This window comes from Pseudomonas sp. GW822-FHT06D10 (genome assembly GCF_058799535.1).
In genome coordinates, this window is sequence record NZ_JBXALN010000007.1 from 131,464 (window position 1) to 147,988 (window position 16,525).

A 16,525-nucleotide genomic window follows, 5' to 3' on the forward strand; every position below is an offset into this window, starting at 1 on the left:
GCTCCCCAGAATTTGCCACCGCCGCCGCCCTGGCCTTCGAAAACTCGGGCGACGGAGGTGAGTCAAGCCAGCGAATGGAGGAGCGATCCTGCATTCGCTTTTTTATGCCTCAGGCCTGCACTCAGGCGGCCAGCGCCCAGTCCTGGGCCACGTCCTGCACACCCACCAGGCCAACATCGGCAGCGGCTGCAGCAGCCGGGTTGACGTGAGCAACGCCAGCAGCGGCCAGGTCGTCGAAGGTGGAGTTCACCGACAGGCTTGGGTCGATCGCCTTGAGCAGGGCATCGATCTCGCCGGCCAGCGCCGAGCTGTCGCCACTCATCAGGCCGTAGACCACCTTGTGCACTTCGCCTGCACGACCTTCTTCCTTCAGGCTGTTGAGGCCCAGGTTGGTGAAACTGACTTCCTGGCTGACCAGGTTGTAGTTGCTGCCCGAACCACCGGCGAGGGTGTCGCCCAGGGAGATAGTGTCCACCGAGCCCCAGAGGGTGTGGCTCGGGTTGCTGAACAGGGTGTAGTGCAGGTTGCCGTCGGCAACGAAGGCCGCGTCACTGGCGGTGCTCTTGATGGCGTACTGGGTGCCGTCGAACGGGCCCGGGTTGAAGCCACCGGTGTTGGTGCCGTCGACCACTTCGCCTGGGCGGTGGTTGACGTCGCCGAAGTAGGCCGACCAGTCAGTCAGGTATTGCGCAACAGTATTACCGCCGTAGGTAGCGCTGTAAGAGATCGAAATGCTCATGCAAAACTCCAATACATTAGGGGGGTCATGTCCGCAGCAGGCCACTGCCTGCTGCGGTTTTGCCCATCAATGGGCAAAAGCGGTCAGAACTGATACTCCACGGTGCCCTGCAAGGTCCGGCCACGGCCGAGGGTGAAGGCCAGGACATCGCCGAGGGGCACCAGGTAGGCGCGGTCGGTAACGTTTTCCATGGCCAGGCGCAGGGTCAGTTCTTCAGTGGCCCGGTAGCTGCCATACAGGTCGTAGACGGTGTAGGGCTTCCAATCGGCCGGGTAGACGCCGGTCTGGCTCACGGTGCCGGTGGCGGAGCCGGCGATCGAATAGCCGGCGCTGTAGCGGGCTCGGGCGCCGATATCCAGCTTGCGGTCGAAAAAGCGCGCGCCCAGGGTCAGGGTGCCGCGGTCCATGGGCATGTGTTCGGCCGAACCGAGGATCGCCGCATTGCAGCGGCTGGCGTTGTTGGCTGCATCATCGGGACGCATGCCGGTGACGATCGCGCCACGCCCACTGCCATTCTTCACCGGCTGGGTCACGCCCCCCAGCCAGGCGACTTTCGTGCAGAAATCGTTGTCGCCGATCATGCGGGTGTAGTTCAGCTGGCCGTAGGCGCGACCGGCGTCATAGTCCAGCTGGTACTCCACGCCCTTGAAGCGGGTGCTGCTGAGGTCGTTGACATAGGCACTGTTGCCGATGCCGGGCGAGCCATAGCCAGGGGGCTGCACACCCATGGCCATATAGATGAAGTCATCGACCCGGGTATCGAAGTACGCCACCTTGATCCCCAGGCGGTCATCGTTGAACCAGAGGTTTTCCTTGAAGACGTTGATCCCCGCTTCCCAGGTGCTGGAACGCTCCGGCTTGAGGAAGGGGTTGGGGAAGGTGCTCTCCGAGCCGCCGCCGTGGGGCCGGCCGGTGATCATGGTTTCGGTCACCGCCGGTGGCCGCCAGCCCTTGCCATAGCTGGCAAACAACTGCAGCCATTCGACGCCCGGCTTGACCGACAGGCCGAAGGTCGGCGAGAAGCGCCCTTCCTCGTTGTCGATGTCATAGGCCACCGGCACCGAAATCTGCTGGGGCGTCTTGCCGATCACGAAGGTGCGGGTGTTGATTCCGGTCTCGCCCCGCAGGCGGTAGCGGTCGTAGCGCAAACCGGCGTTGAGGTTCAACCAGCCGTCGTAGTCGAAATCCAGGCGGGTGAACAGGCTGCCCAGGGCACGATCGCCCTCGGGGGTCATGCTGGCCGCGGGCGAAGCGCTGACCGCCGACCCTTTGGGCACCGGCTGGCTGGAGTCGGGGCGGACCTTGTCATAGAAGAATTCCAGGCCGTAGTTGGCCTTCAGCGTGGCCAGCTCGCCGAGCGCGAAGGTCGAGGTGTTCTGCGCCTGAGCGCCATAGGTGTCGGTCTGGTAGGTGATCGAGTAGCCGGGGCTGCTGCGCCGGGTCAGGGTGCTCTGGTCGTTGCTGTTGTCGACGTAGTAGAGCTTGGCCTTGAAGTCGATCAGCGGGTTGTCCGGGGTGTAGCTGTAGTCGAGGCCGAAGTTCTGCGAGCGCACATCGCTGCTGCCGAGCTTTTCCCAGAGCTGTTGCTGGTTCTCGACGTTCATCATGTTGGCGTCGTCGTAGGACACCTGGGTGGTCAGGTAGCTCAGTTGCAGGCGCTGGTCCTGGGGCAGGTTGAGCCCCAGCTTGGCCAGGCGCGAACGCATCACGGAAGCGGAATAGGCCACCTTGGAATTCTTCACCCGGTCATTGATCGACGGGTCCATCCAACTACCGGTACGCAGCTCGCCAATGCCGCCCTTGGTCCCCGGGTTGTAGTCCCCCAGGTGCCGTTCACTGGCGGCCAGCAGCATGTCCCAGACCTCGGTGCCGATGGCGAAGGCGGTGCTGCCGATGAAATGGGTGCCGTTGCTGCGGCCACCCAGGCCGCTGGTCACGCGGATCCGGCCACCGATTTCCTGGCCGGGCTTGAGCAGGTCACGGGCTTCGACGGTGCGAAAATTGGCGACCCCGCCAATCACCCCGGCGCCGCCCATGGTCGAAGTGGCGCCCTTCTCCACCACCACCTCGGAGAGCAGCTCGGGGTCGACGTAGAGGGTGCCGTTGCGCTGCTGGTGGCCGCTCTGCTGGTAGTTCTGGCGCATGCCGTCCACCGACATGTTGACCCGGCCATAGTCCTGGAGGCCGCGGATATTCACGGACAGGCCCGGGTCCTGCTGGCTGACTGCCGAATACACACCGGAGGTTTCCTCCAGCATGTCGGCCGCGTGCCGGGGCGGGTTGCGATCGAGCTGCTCGCGGCCGACCACGCTCACCGAACGCGGCGCGTTATACACCCAGTCGCTCTGGCGGCCTTCGAGGTTGCCGGAGATGGTGGTGGGCGCCAGGGCCAGGGCGCCGTCACGGCCGGTTTCCACCCGGTTCAGAGTCACTTGGCGCTCGCCGGTGAAGCGGTACTGCACCGGCGCATTGCCCAGCAGCCGCGCCAGGCCCTCCTCGGCGCTGTAGCGGCCCTTGAGCGGCGAGCTGTGCAAGCCATGCAGGCGCAGGCTGTCGAACAGCACCTGCACCCCGGCCTGCTCGGCAAACACCAGCACTGCACTGCCGAGGGCCTGGGCGGGGATATCGAAATCCATCTCGCGTTGCTGCTGGGCGCTCTGTGGGGCTGCACCCACAGGCTCCGCCGCGTGCAGCAAACCGCCTCCTGCCAACAGCCCTGCGACGCCCAAGTGAATGGCCAGGGCCAAACGACTTGCTGCGTGAATTCCAGTGCGACTGCCTACCCTCATGTCCCTTGTTCCTGCGCTGGCTATTTTTGTTTATGCGAATGCATCTCAATTAGCTAGACGTGCCAGGCAGGAAAACTCAGTAAGGTTTTTTTGAATTATTTTGCACAAGGGTGGAAAAAGGCCCGCAGGCCTCAGTAAATCAGGCTGACGCCGGCCAGGTCGAAACGCTGCACCTGCAGTTCCTGGGTCAGGGTAACCAGGGCTGCATCGAGCATGTCCAGGCGGAAGACACCGCTGACCTGACGCTGGGCCAGGGCACTGTTGGTCAGCACCACCCGCCCGGGCCGATAGTGATTGAGGCGCTCCACCACCAGGCCCAGGGGCTGGCGGTCGAACACCAGGACGCCGCGCCGCCAACTGGTAGCCCGCTGCAGGTCGAGCCCATCAAGCGCCACCACCCCCGACTGCGGGTCATAGCGCACGCTCTGCCCCTCTTGCAGCACCCGCTCGGAGGCCCCGCGTTGCGCCGGGGCATCCAGGCTCACCGCGACACTGTGCTGCAACACGCCGACCCAGGCTTGTTGAGCGCTCTCGCGCCCGACCACGAAACGGGTGCCCAGGGCGCGGGTCTGGCCGCCGGCACTCTGCACGATAAAAGGTCGTTTTTCCTCGCCGGCCATGGGCGCCACATCAAACACCGCGGAGCCGGCCAGCAATTGAACCTGGCGCTTGTCGCCGCTGTAGTCCAGGCGAATGGCGCTGCCCGAATCCAGCTCCACCTGGCTGCCATCGGCCAGTTGTACGGTGCGTACCTCGCCCTTGCCGGTAAGGTAGTCAGCCTGCAGGTAAAGCAGCGCCTGCGGCCCTTGCAGCCAGCCCAGGGCCACCACCAGTACCAGCATCGCCGCGCTGGCGGCCCGCACCAGCCGGCGTCGACGGCGCGGGCGCGGTATTGTCGCCGCAGGCCGCGCCGCCTGGCGCCGTGGTGGGGCAGTGGCCGCCAGTTCGGGGTCCAGGCGCAACTCGCCCAGGGCCTCCCAGGTCTGCCGGGCAAACACCAGAGCCTGGGGATGACGCGGGTCGGCGGCCTGCCATTGGGCAAGCTGCGCCTGCTCGGTGGCGCTCAGGCCTCCCGCGTGCAAACGCACCGCCCAGTCGGCGGCGGCCTCGGTGATACTGCGCTCTTGCGGACCCTGGCTATTCACGTGTGAATCTCGATTTCTCGTTATATATAAGCAGTGACGTCTGACCCCGACTTTTACCGTAACTCACTCGTCGACCGGCCGACCGTCGGTAGCCTGCAAACGCTGCATCACATAGGCCAGCGCCCGGGACAAGTGCTTTTGCACCGAGCTGTCGGAAATATTCAGGTGCCGGGCCACCTCGGCGTGGGTCATGCCTTCGATACGGTTGAGGCGAAAGATTTCCTGGGTCCGCGGGGGCAGTTCCATGATCGCCTGTTTCAGTGCCTTGCGCTGTTGCTGCGCCATCGCCTGAGCCTCCAGCCCGGCCGCCTCATCCTCGATGTCGGCCAGCACTTCATGGGGCACGGTCTCGGTCTTGCGCCGCGCCTCCTGACGTACATGGTCGATCAGCAGATTGTTCGCCGTGCGGTAGAGATAGCCCTGGGAGTTGTCGATACGCTCGCCGCGCGTGTGCTCGGCCAGCCGCAGGAAACTCTCCTGCACCAGATCAGCGGCCAACTGCGGGTCCCGTATCTTGCGCGCCAGGTACCCACGCAAGGCAGCGGCATGCTTGAGAAACAGTCCCTTGAGATCCACGTCCGACAAACCGACTCCCTGGAACATGAAGGAAATTGCCGGGCATCTTACGGTCAGTCGAGAATGATTTTCAATTGATATAAGCACTCATTGGCGGCAGCCTTGCACCTGCGAGCCCTACGCTGTCGTTCGATTACCGAACACTTAATCCGCCCGCCCCCCGTTGCGCATCTACCGCCAATTGACCAAATTAACCAGTTAGTACAATTTACCTTTCAACGCCTCGTACGCTCTCCCGAGGCCGACAATAACAACGGAGATTTACCCCATGCGTCCTATCGTTCTGGTGCTCAACGGCCCGAACCTGAACCTGCTCGGCACCCGCGAGCCGGCCACTTACGGCCACGAAACCCTGGCTGACATTTCCGCCCTGTGCGGCCGCGCCGCCGAGGAGTTCGGCCTCGCCGTGGAGTTTCGCCAGACCAACCACGAAGGCGAGTTGCTCGACTGGATCCACGGGGCGCGTGGTCGCTGCGCCGGCATCCTGATCAACCCGGCCGCCTGGACCCACACCTCGGTGGCAATCCGTGACGCCCTGGTGGCCAGCGAGCTGCCGGTGATCGAAGTGCACCTGTCCAACGTCCACGCGCGCGAACCGTTTCGCCATCACTCCTTCGTTTCCGCCATCGCACAGGCGGTGATGTGCGGCTTTGGCAGCCATGGCTATCGCCTGGCGCTGGAACACTTCAGCCAGCGGTTCAAGGAGCAAGGCGCATGAGCCGGCAAGCCAGTGTTCTGGCCGGGCTGATTGGCGCCGGCATCCAGGCCTCCCGCACCCCGGCCCTGCACGAACAAGAGGGCGATGCCCAGCATTTGCGCTACCTGTACCGGTTGATCGATCTGGATCAACTGGGCCTGGACAGCAGCGCCCTGCCTGAACTGTTGCGCGCCGCCGAGCAGATGAGCTTCACCGGCCTGAACATCACCTTTCCCTGCAAGCAGAGCATCCTGCCGCTGCTCGACGAACTGTCCCCGGAAGCCCGGGGCATCGGTGCGGTGAACACCGTGGTGCTCAAGGATGGCAAACGAGTCGGCCACAACACCGACTGCCTGGGTTTTGCCGAGGGCTTTCGCCGCGGCCTGCCGGACGTGGCAAGGCGCCAGGTGGTGCAGATGGGCGCCGGCGGTGCCGGGGCCGCAGTGGCTCACGCCCTGCTGAGTGAAGGCGTGGAGCAACTGAACATTTTTGACGTGGAGCCGCAGCGGGCGCAAAGCCTGGCGGACAACCTCAACCAGCATTTCGGCAGCGCCCGGGCCCGGGCAGGCGGTGATCTGTCGAGTGCCCTGCACAGCGCCGACGGGCTGGTGAACACCACGCCCATGGGCATGGCCAAGCTGCCGGGCATGCCGGTGCCGGTGGAACTGCTGCGAGCGCAGTTGTGGGTTGCCGAGATCGTCTACTTTCCCCTGGAAACCGAACTGCTGCGCAACGCCCGGGCCCTGGGTTGCAGGACCCTGGACGGCGGCACCATGGCGGTGTTCCAGGCGGTCAAGGCGTTCGAGCTGTTCAGCGGCCAACGCGCGGACCCGCAGCGCATGCTGGCGCACTTTCACAGCATGAACGGCTGAGACAGGCTTCGGTAGCAGCTGCTGCCTTCAGGGCGCTGGCGAGCCTGCGGCAGCGGCTACAGCCTGCTTAGTCGGATTTGAGCTGCAGGCGCGAGAGCAGGCCGATCAGCAGCACATTGAAGAGAATCATCAGCAGGCTGCCGAGGATGCCCACCAGGCTGATCACCGACGACGGCAACCAGTCGAACATGCTGAACCCGGTGAGGGACAGCAGGCGCTCGCCGAACCAGAACGTGTCGACCACGATCATCAGGATCAGGATTATTTTCAGGGTTGGAACGGGGTTGCCCATGGTGCCTTCCTTGTCGTGGTGCAGGTTGCAGAAGCCTTGGTGGCGATGGCGATCTTACGGGCGCTTTCGCTGGCAAGCCAGCGCCTGCCAAGCCAGCGCCTACAAAGAGTGGGATCAGGCCTGCAGGTAGCGCAGCACCGACTCGCAGATCATCTCCCGGTGGCGTTGCGTGATGCCTTCATCCGGCAGGTCGATCTGGAAGATCTCGCCAAAGGTGTGGCGGTTCGAGACCCGGTAGAAACAGAACGAGCTGATCAGCAAATGCACGTCCAGCGGATCCAGGCCGCCGCGGAACACGCCTTCGCGCGCGCCGCGCTCGAGGATCTCGCCCAGGGCATGGAGAATGGTGTTGTTCATGGCCTTGATCACGCCGGACTGCTTCACGTACTCGGCCTTGTGGATGTTCTCGATGCTGACGATACGCACGAAATCGACGTTGCGGTCGTGGTGATCGAAGGTGAACTCCACCAGCCGGCGAATCGCTTCCTGCGGCGCCAGCTCTGCCAGGTGCAGGCGGCTCTCGGTGCTGCGGATATCGCCGTAGAGCTTCTCCAGCACCTCGACGTACAGCTGCTCCTTGCTGCCGAAGTAGTAATAGATCATGCGCTTGGAGGTATGGATGCGTTCGGCGATCGCATCCACTCGCGCGCCGGACAAGCCCTGCTGGACGAACTCGACAATGGCTTCTTGAAGGATGTTCTCGCGGGTCTTTTCCGGGTTGTTCTTGCGACTCTTGCGCGGTTCGAGAGCAGGCTCATCGGGCGCAATCGAGCGTTCACTGGTCATTGTCATTCTGGGCTCACGGCCATCACTGCACACGCGGGCGATTATGGGCCGCGTCACCCTGCGAAAGAAAGCGCGACGGCGGCCGTTACCGCCGTCGTTAACAATCTTCTACAACTTGGCCTGGCGCACGGCACCGCTGCGTGATTTGGCCATGGCCGCCAGGCGCACCGCGACGTTGGCCGCACCGTAGCCGGCATAGCCGTTCTTGCGCTGGATGATCTCGAAGAAGAAGCGCCCTTCGAAAGGCTCGGTGTAGACGTGAAACAGCTCGCCGCCCTGGGCATCGCGGTCGTAGAGGACGTTGTAGTAGGCCAGTTCGCTGAGAAATTCGTCGTCAAAATCAAAGCGTGCCGCCAGGTCGTCGTAGTAGTTGAGCGGGATGTCCAGCAGCGGCACTCCAGCCTCCTTGGCCCGGCTGACTTCGGCAAAGATATCGTCGCAATCGAAAGCGATGTGGTGCACTCCGGAACCGCGATAGCTGGACAAAGCATGGGAGATCGCCGTGTTGCGGTTTTCCGAGATGTTCAGCGGCAGGCGGATCGAGCTGCAACGGCTGCGCAGGGCGCGGCTTTTCACCAGGCCGTAGGGGTCGGGCAGCACCACTTCGTCGTCGGCCTCGAAGTCCAGCAGGCTCTTGTAGAACAGCACCCAGCTGTCCAGGCTGTCCGCCGGCAGGGCCATGGCCATGTGGTCGATGCGCTTGAGGCCACCCTTGGCCACCACGCCGCTGTGCATATTGAAATCGGTGTCGTACAGGTGCTGGCCGCCCTGCTGCTGATCCACCAGGTAGATCAGGCTGCCATCGGGCTCGCGCACCGCCGCCAGCTCCAGCTCATTGGGGCCCACCAGGCCGCGATAGGGCTGGCCCTTGTAGGCCACCGCCCGCTCCAGGGCCTTGGCGCTGTCCTTGACCCGGATTGCCGTGGCACACACCGAAGGGCCGTGGGCCTCGAAGAAACTGTGGGCGAAGGAATAAGGCTCGGAGTTGAGGATCAGGTTGATATCCCCTTGGCGCATCAGGCTGACGCTCTTGGAGCGATGCTGCCCGGCCCTGGCGAACCCCAGGCGCTCCAGCCAGCCGCCGAGCTTGGCACCCAGGGCCTCGTCCACGGCGAACTCGAGAAACTCGGTGCCGCCATAGGCCTGCACCGCAGGCGGCGCGAACAGGGTGTCGATGTTCGCCACCGGCTGGCCTTCCTGCAGCAGGCGCTCGCGGGTCTTCTCTTCCAGGTACAGCAGCGAGCGCAAGCCATCGGCGGCGTTGGCCCGCGGCGGCGCGGCGCGAAAGCCGTCGTTGAAGATCTCCAGGGACAGCGGCCCGGTGTAGCCGCTCTTGATGATCGGCGCCAGAAAGCCCGGCAGGTCGAATTCGCCCTGGCCGGGGAAGCAGCGGAAATGCCGGCTCCACTCCAGCACATCCATGGCCAGGATCGGCGCATCGGCCATCTGCACGAAGAAGATCTTGTCCCCCGGAATCTCGGCAATCGCCGCCGGGTCGCCCTTGAGCGACAGGGTGTGGAAGCTGTCCAGCAACACCCCGAGGCTTGGGTGATCGGCGCTGCGCACGATGTCCCAGACCTGTTGATAAGTATTCACGTGACGGCCCCAGGCCAGGGCTTCGTAGCCGATGCGCAGGCCCCGGGCACCGGCCCGCTCGGCCAGCAGGTGCAGGTCGTCGATGAGGATCTGCCGGTCCCCCAGGCTGTCCGCCGAGGCGTTGCTGCACACCAGCACCAGGTCGGTGTCCAGTTCCTGCATCAGGTCGAACTTGCGCTCGGCGCGCTCCAGGTTGCGCGGCAGACGGTCGCGACGGCAGCCCTCGAAATCCCGGAATGGCTGGAACAGGGTGATGGCAATGCCCAGGTCGGCGCACATCTGCTTGATTTCCCGAGGGCTGCCGTCGTAGTAGAGCAGGTCGTTCTCGAAGATCTCCACGCCGTCGAACCCGGCGGCGGCGATGGCTTCGAGTTTCTCCGGCAGGGTACCGCTCAGGGACACGGTGGCAATGGAACGCTGCATGATTCGACTCCCGGGTAAGGACGGCCAGTCGGGCACAGGGGGACCGCGGCTTTTTATTGGATGTTGCGGATTATTCCACAGGCCTTGTTAAAGTGTACGAACCAGTTAGTTTTGTGTTCGATTATCGAACAAAATACAGATTGGCGAATTGACGATTTTTCAGCCACTGCGCACCATCGATAGCACGTTGAGCCGGCCCCAAACCCCCGGCTTCAATCACCCAGACCCAGAACACACCATAAAAATTTCAAAAATCGGGTACACCCTCATGCTTGCACTCAACGCCCTTCACTGCTGCACATCCCTTTGGCTGATACCGCCAACGGCCTCAACCGGCACCCTGGAATACGCCGCGCTACAGCCCTGAGCTGCAGCCGACCCGATGGCGTTCGCCTGCCCGGCATCTGCCGCAACGACGCGCCGCCCCAGCCGATCAACCCGCAGGTTCCCGGGCTGCCATGCCCCCGCCGACGGTTGGTCACGCGCCCTTGAGTTCCGACGAGCCCCGGCTCGCCAGTCACTGAACGGATGGCCCACATGACTCCTTCCCAAAGCTCTCGCATCGCCCCGAGCCTCAGCATTGCCGGCGGCATCGGCGACAAGATCCGCGGCGCCATGGCGGTCGGCAAGACCCGCTGGGGCATGCTCGCCCTGGTGTTCTTCGCCACCACCCTGAACTACATAGATCGCGCCGCACTGGGCGTGATGCAGCCGATCCTGGCCAAGGAAATGAACTGGACGGCGATGGACTACGCCAACATCAACTTCTGGTTCCAGGTCGGCTACGCCGTGGGCTTCGTGCTCCAGGGCCGCCTGATCGACCGGGTTGGGGTGAAGCGGGTGTTCTTCTTCGCCGTGCTGTTGTGGAGCCTGGCCACCGGCGCCCACGGCCTGGCCACTTCGGCGGCGGGCTTCATGGTCTGCCGGTTCATTCTCGGGCTCACCGAAGCCGCCAACTACCCGGCCTGCGTGAAGACCACGCGGCTGTGGTTCCCGGCCGGCGAACGGGCCGTGGCCACCGGGATCTTCAACGCCGGGACCAACGTCGGCGCAATGTTCACGCCCATGCTGCTGCCGCTGATCCTCCACGCCTGGGGCTGGCAGGCCGCGTTCCTGTGCATGGCCGCGCTGGGTGGCATCTGGCTGCTGTTCTGGGGCCTGAAGTACTTCAACCCTGAAGATCATCCAAGCGTCAAAGCCTCCGAGCTGGCCTACATCCAGCAACAGGTGGAGCCGGAAGAAACCCGCGTGCCCTTCAGCCGCATCCTGCGCATGCGCGGCACCTGGGCCTTCGCCCTGGCCTACGCGATGACAGCGCCGGTGTTCTGGTTCTACCTGTACTGGCTGCCGCCGTTCCTCAACCAGCAGTACAACCTGGGCATCAACGTGACCCAGATGGGCATCCCGCTGATCATCATCTACCTGACCGCCGACTTCGGCAGCGTCGGCGGCGGCATCCTCTCTTCGTTCCTGATCGGGCGCGGCATGAACCCGATCAAGGCGCGGCTGCTGTCGATGTTCCTGTTCGCCTGCTGCATCATCGGCGTGATCATGGCCGCCGGCACCGCCAACCTGTGGCTGGCCGTGTTCGCCATCTCCCTGGGGATCGGCGCGCACCAGGCCTGGACCGCCAACATCTGGAGCCTGGTGATGGACTACACGCCCAAGCACATGATGAGCACGGTGTTCGGCTTCGGCGGCATGTGCGCGGCCATCGGCGGCATGTTCATGACCCAGATCGTCGGCCACATCCTGACCGTGACCAACAACAACTACACCCTGCTGTTCACCCTGATCCCGGCGATGTACTTCATTGCCCTGACCTGGATGTACTTCATGGCCCCGCGCAAGATTCCCCGCGTAGAAGACTGATGCTCCGTTCACGCAGGCCCACTCCGGGCCTGCGTTTTTTTATCGGCTCGCCCTCCCCCCCTTTTGTTTTTCCAGACTCGGAGATCGTCCCATGACGCTCGGTAACCTGAGCATCGCCCAACGCGCCGTGATCAGCTTCGGCGTGATTGCCCTGCTGGTCCTGCTGCAGGGGCTGTTCGCCCTCAAGCAAGTGGCCGAAGTCCGCGCCACCGGCCAACACACCGAGAACATTTCCCTGCCCAGCACCCGCTACCTGGGAGAAGTGCGCGACTACGTGTTGAGCATCCGCGTGCTGAGCCTGCGCATGGCCCTCAACCGTGAACCGCAAGTGCTGGAAAGCACCATTGCCCGCCTGCATCAGGTACAAGCCTGGCTCGACCAGGCCCTGGCCAGGTTCGCGCCGCTGGTGGGCGATCAAAATCGGGTGCCATACGAAGCATTCCTCGCCACGGTCAAGAGCTACCAACAGGCCCTGGCCCAGTACGAAGCCCTGTCCCGGGACAACCGCAGCAGCGAGATGACGGCTCTGCTCAACGGCAAGATCCAGGATTACTCGACCCAGACCGGCGACCAGTTCGCCGAGCTGATGAACCTGACGGCCGAGGAAGTCAGCCAGTCGGCCCAGCATGCCGACGCGCTTTACACCCAAGTAAAAATCACGGTGATCGGCGCCCTGATCGCCGTCGCCCTGCTGACCCTGTGCCTGGCCTGGCTGTTGATTCGCAGCATCGTCGTGCCCATCCGCCAGGCTGTGAGCGTGGCCGAGCAAGTGGCCGCCGGCGATCTCGGCCGCCCCATCCACTGCGAGGGCAGCGATGAAACCGCGCGCCTGCTCAAGGCCCTGGCCAGGATGCAGGCCAGCCTGCGTGAAACCCTGCAACTGATCAGCAGCACCTCGACCCAACTGGCCGCCGCCGCGCAACAGATGAGCCAGAGCACCCACCAGGACTCCAGCCGGCTGCAGCAGCAACACAACGAAATCGAGCAAGCAGCCACGGCCGTCAACGAGATGACCGCGGCCGTCGAGGAAGTAGCACGCAACGCAGTGTCCACCTCCGATACCACCCGCCAGTCCACCGCCCAGGCCACCCAGGGGCAAACCCGGGTGACCCAGACCCTGGACGCGATCCAGGCCATGAGCAGCGATGTCGGCATCGCCCTGCAGCAAGTGCAGACCCTGGCCGAGCAGTCACGGGAAATCGGCAAGGTGCTGGACGTGATCCGCGCCATTGCCGAACAGACCAACCTGCTGGCCCTGAACGCCGCCATCGAGGCGGCGCGGGCTGGGGAAGCCGGCCGTGGTTTTGCCGTAGTGGCAGACGAAGTGCGGGCCCTGGCCCATCGCACCCAGCAGTCGACCCAGGAAATCGAACAGATGATCGGCCGGGTCCAGGGCGACACCGACAGCGTGGTGCAGTCCATGCACGGCAACAGTCAGCGGGTGGCCCAGACCCTGTCCATCGCCGAGCAGGCCGGGCTGGCCCTGGGGGAAATCACCCGGGCCATCGAACAGATCCACGAGCGCAACCTGGTGATCGCCAGTGCCTCGGAAGAACAGGCCCAGGTGGCCCGTGAAGTGGACCGCAACCTGCTGAACATCCGCGACCTGTCCCTGGAAAGCGCCGACGCCGCCACCCGCACGAACGCCACCAGCCAGGAGCTGTCGCACCTGGCGGCCGGCCTGCAGAACCTGGTGGTGCGCTTGCGTTTCTGAACCGTCTCAGCGGCGGCGTTGCTGCCAGGCCGCCGCCAGCCCGCTGAGGCAGATCACGATGATGCCCACCTGGGTGATCAACGACGGCGCGTGGCCGAACAGCAACCAGCCCAGCAACCCGGCAAAGACAATCTGGCAATAGCCGAAGGGCGCCAGCAGCGCCGGCGCCGCATGACGAAAGGCCTGGGTCAGGAACAGGTGGGCACTCATGCCGCAGGCGCCCAATGCCAGCATCAGCAAACCATGGAGGAACCCGGGGGTCTGCCAGAAGAACGGCACCAGCGCCGTCATCACCAGGGTGTTGCACAGCCCGGCAAAGAAGTTGCTGGTGGTGGGGCTGTCATGCTCGGCCAGCTTGCGTGTGAGCAGTTGATAGAAACAGAAGAACAGCGCCGAACAGAACGGCAGCAACACCGCCGGCGTGAACAGCTCGCCGCCCGGATGCACGATGATCAGCACCCCGACGAAACCGCAGATCACCGCCAGCCACTGGCCCCGGGTCACCTGCTCGCCAAGCAAAGGCACCGACAACGCGGTGACCAGCACCGGGGCGAGAAAGTTGACCGCCGTGGCCTCGGCCAGGGGAATGAACAGCAGCGCCGAAGTGAACAGCAAACTGGTGCTCAACAGGCACAAGGCCCGCAGCAGTTGCAGCAGCGGTCGCTTGCTACGTAGTACCCGCAGGCCGGATTGCGGCAGGAAGATCCCGGCCATCAGCAGGGTGTGGATCAGGTAACGGGCCCAGACCACCATGATCACCGGAAAGAATCCCGAGAGGTATTTGGACAGGGCATCGTGGCTGGCGAACAGAAAGGTCGCCAGAACGATCAGCACAATGCCCTTGAAAGGGTGGTTGATCCCGGAAAGGGGCGTGCTGCGGGTCATGGGCTTTCCTTGGGGCAAGTGTAGAAAGGGCTTCGCCGGCCAGCCGGCCCCTACCGGATGTTGGCAGGAGCCGGCAGGCCGGCGAAAGGCCTGCGCGGCTTCAAATCCGAGCCAGCAACTCCCGGGTTCTGTCCAGGGCCATCTGTGCTCGCTGCAAGGCACTCACGCCCTGCTCCAGCAATTGCACCGTAGGAATCTCCAGGCTCAGGGGCAGGTTTTCCGGCAGGCACTTGAGCAGCCCCGCCAGATCGCAATCGCCCTCCCCCGGGAAACGCCGCTCGTTACGGGCCTGGCGCAAGATTTCCTGCATATCGTCCGGGCGCGGCCCGGCCACGTCGCACAACTGGGCATACCGCAACCGCGCCGGATCCACCTTGGCCAGGTCCTCCAGGCGCGATCCCGAGCGGTCGAAGTGAAAGGCGTCCACCAGCACGCAGCCGTTGCTGCGAGCGGCGTTCTCCACCACGCGCACGGCTTGCTCCAGGTTGCGCGCATCGGTCCAGGGCATGAACTCCAGATGGGGGTGCAAGCCATACTGCGCCGCCAGATCACACAAGGCGGCAAAGTTGTCGGTCATGCGGGCTTCATCCGGATCATTGCCCGCCACCAGCAACTCGCTGGCGGCAAACTCGGCGCCCACTGCCAGCACGCCCTCGAAGTCCTTGATCCGGGTCTGCGGCTTGAGCCGCAGGATTTCCACATCCAGCACCCGCACTCCGGTATCACGCAACCGGGCCAGGGTCTGGCGGCGTAGATCGGCATCCGCCACCAAGGGAAAATGATGCTCTTGCGGCGTCGCCGGCACCAGCCGCAGGCCAACGTGGCTGTAGCCGGCCTGGGCCGCCACCTCGACCATCTGCGGCGGGGAAAGCTCCAGCACGGTCAGGCTGGCCAGGGAGAAAATCCGCTCACTCATGCGTTCTTCACTCAATCAGGGTTGGGGTGCAGGCACGGCCGGTGGCGGCGGCCTCTCGAATCGCTTCAATCAGCGCCAGGGTGCGCGCGGCATCGGCGGCACTGACCAGAGGCTCGACTTCCCCCCGGGCCACTTGGACAAAGTGCTGCAACTGCAGGCGCAGGGCTTCGCCCGGGTCAAAGGCCTCTTGCTCCATCAGCAGAGGCTCATGCCAACCGGCCCCGGCTTCGGCGTAGTGCCAGCGCTTGAGTTGGGGAATGCTCAAGGCGCCTGCGGTCCCGGCCAGCAAGTAACAGGGCTGGTCGGGCTGGCGCGGGTACACCGGGTTCTCCCCGGAATCCAGCTCCCAGCTCCAGGGCGCGGCCGCGGCGTCGGAACCGGTCAGGCTGCCCAGGGCGCCGTTGTCGAATTGCAGCAGCACCGCTGCGCAATCCTCGTTGGCGTAGCCGCGCACGCTGTTGCTGGTGATGGCCTGGACCTGGCGCACCTCGCCGCACAGGTGGCGCAGCAGGTCCAGGTCGTGGATCAGGTTGGTCAGCAACATGCCGGCCCCGGCCTCGCGGCGCCAGGGAATGTCGAAATAGCGCTCGGGCTTCTGCAATTGCCAGAGTGCGGTGACGTTGGTCAGGCGCCCCAGGGCGCCGCTACGCAGCAGTTCATGGGCGCGGGCGATCAATGGGTTGTGCCGTCGATGATGCCCCACCAGCACCGGGACCCCAGTGGTCCGCGTGGCCGCTACCAATTCGCGCACTTCATCCAGATGCACGCCCACCGGTTTTTCCAGCAGCACCGGCACGCCTGCGGCGAGGCAATCCAGGGCGGTGCTGACATGGAGGTTGTTAGGGTTGGCAACGATCACCGCATCCGGGCGGACTTCCCGGAGCAAGGTCTGGTGATCGGCAAAGTGCGGCACCTGCCATTGCGCGGCGACAGCCGCCGCCTGGGGGCCGGGATCGGCCACCGCGCAGAGGCAGGCCTCGGCCAGAGTCTTGAGGTGCTGATAGTGCTGCTGCCCCATATTGCCGACGCCGATCAGGGCGATGCGCAGTGGCGTGCTCAATGGAAGATCCTCTTGTGATTGTTATAGGGACACTGAATTTCAAATATTTAGAACTCAGTTCCACTTTCACACAAGAGGGATAAAAAATACCGTCCGATTATCGAACAGCTTTGTGCCGAGTCGAGGTCTACGTAGCCGCTGCCGCAGGCTGCGAACGGCTGTG

At 64.2% G+C, this 16,525-nt stretch carries 14 protein-coding genes; 4 read left to right on the forward strand and 10 right to left on the reverse strand.

Features of this window, described 5'->3' with window-relative positions:
• Window positions 1-121 precede the first annotated feature (121 nt).
• From AC1RL5_RS23360 to AC1RL5_RS23375, 4 genes are all read right to left on the reverse strand, one after another.
• Window positions 122-739, reverse strand: coding sequence for a heme acquisition protein HasA (locus AC1RL5_RS23360; protein WP_011063600.1), 618 nt, complete (start codon window positions 737-739; stop codon window positions 122-124).
• Between the two features lie 83 nt (window positions 740-822).
• Window positions 823-3,528, reverse strand: coding sequence for a TonB-dependent receptor (locus AC1RL5_RS23365; RefSeq protein ID WP_492590095.1), 2,706 nt, complete (start codon window positions 3,526-3,528; stop codon window positions 823-825).
• A 131-nt stretch (window positions 3,529-3,659) separates the two neighbouring features.
• Window positions 3,660-4,673 (reverse strand): FecR family protein, encoded by a 1,014-nt coding sequence (locus AC1RL5_RS23370; RefSeq protein ID WP_093409762.1) that lies wholly within the window; start codon window positions 4,671-4,673, stop codon window positions 3,660-3,662.
• A gap of 63 nt (window positions 4,674-4,736) precedes the next feature.
• Window positions 4,737-5,258, reverse strand: a complete 522-nt coding sequence (locus AC1RL5_RS23375; RefSeq protein WP_011063603.1) for an RNA polymerase sigma factor — start codon at window positions 5,256-5,258, stop codon at window positions 4,737-4,739.
• A 259-nt stretch (window positions 5,259-5,517) separates the two neighbouring features.
• On the opposite strand from AC1RL5_RS23375, the gene aroQ reads away from it, so the two are divergent.
• Entirely contained in the window at window positions 5,518-5,967 is a 450-nt protein-coding gene (gene aroQ / locus AC1RL5_RS23380) for a type II 3-dehydroquinate dehydratase (protein WP_011063604.1), read from the forward strand.
• Window positions 5,964-6,818 carry a shikimate dehydrogenase gene (locus AC1RL5_RS23385; protein WP_011063605.1) on the forward strand — a complete coding sequence of 285 codons (855 nt, stop codon included), beginning with the start codon at window positions 5,964-5,966 and terminating at the stop codon, window positions 6,816-6,818. The genes aroQ and AC1RL5_RS23385 overlap by 4 nt, the downstream gene beginning before the upstream one ends.
• A 67-nt stretch (window positions 6,819-6,885) precedes the next feature.
• On the opposite strand, the gene AC1RL5_RS23390 is transcribed toward AC1RL5_RS23385, so the two are convergent.
• The 3 genes from AC1RL5_RS23390 to quiC form a co-directional block, all read right to left on the reverse strand.
• Window positions 6,886-7,110, reverse strand: a complete 225-nt coding sequence (locus AC1RL5_RS23390) for a hypothetical protein (protein ID WP_015637127.1) — start codon at window positions 7,108-7,110, stop codon at window positions 6,886-6,888.
• A 114-nt stretch (window positions 7,111-7,224) separates the two neighbouring features.
• On the reverse strand, window positions 7,225-7,902 hold the full coding sequence (locus tag AC1RL5_RS23395; protein WP_072452958.1) for a TetR/AcrR family transcriptional regulator: 678 nt from the start codon (window positions 7,900-7,902) through the stop codon (window positions 7,225-7,227).
• 102 nt (window positions 7,903-8,004) lie between these two features.
• The gene (gene quiC, locus AC1RL5_RS23400; protein ID WP_492590097.1) at window positions 8,005-9,915 is read right to left on the reverse strand and encodes a 3-dehydroshikimate dehydratase QuiC; all 1,911 of its coding nucleotides are present in this window, start codon (window positions 9,913-9,915) and stop codon (window positions 8,005-8,007) included.
• A gap of 537 nt (window positions 9,916-10,452) precedes the next feature.
• Between quiC and AC1RL5_RS23405 the strand changes: the two genes are divergently transcribed.
• Together AC1RL5_RS23405 and AC1RL5_RS23410 are read left to right on the forward strand one after the other, a co-directional pair.
• Window positions 10,453-11,787 (forward strand): MFS transporter, encoded by a 1,335-nt coding sequence (locus tag AC1RL5_RS23405; RefSeq protein ID WP_492590099.1) that lies wholly within the window; start codon window positions 10,453-10,455, stop codon window positions 11,785-11,787.
• A gap of 91 nt (window positions 11,788-11,878) precedes the next feature.
• On the forward strand, window positions 11,879-13,501 hold the full coding sequence (locus AC1RL5_RS23410) for a methyl-accepting chemotaxis protein (protein ID WP_103407247.1): 1,623 nt from the start codon (window positions 11,879-11,881) through the stop codon (window positions 13,499-13,501).
• Window positions 13,502-13,507: 6 nt separating this feature from the next.
• Here AC1RL5_RS23410 and AC1RL5_RS23415 read toward each other — a convergent pair whose 3' ends face one another.
• The 3 genes from AC1RL5_RS23415 to AC1RL5_RS23425 form a co-directional block, all read right to left on the reverse strand.
• Entirely contained in the window at window positions 13,508-14,386 is an 879-nt protein-coding gene (locus tag AC1RL5_RS23415; protein ID WP_072452955.1) for a DMT family transporter, read from the reverse strand.
• A 100-nt stretch (window positions 14,387-14,486) separates the two neighbouring features.
• Window positions 14,487-15,302, reverse strand: coding sequence for a sugar phosphate isomerase/epimerase family protein (locus AC1RL5_RS23420; protein WP_093409753.1), 816 nt, complete (start codon window positions 15,300-15,302; stop codon window positions 14,487-14,489).
• Between the two features lie 7 nt (window positions 15,303-15,309).
• A complete protein-coding gene (locus AC1RL5_RS23425; protein ID WP_492590101.1) occupies window positions 15,310-16,362 on the reverse strand; it encodes a Gfo/Idh/MocA family protein in 1,053 nt (350 codons plus the stop codon).
• Between the last annotated feature and the right edge of the window lie 163 nt (window positions 16,363-16,525).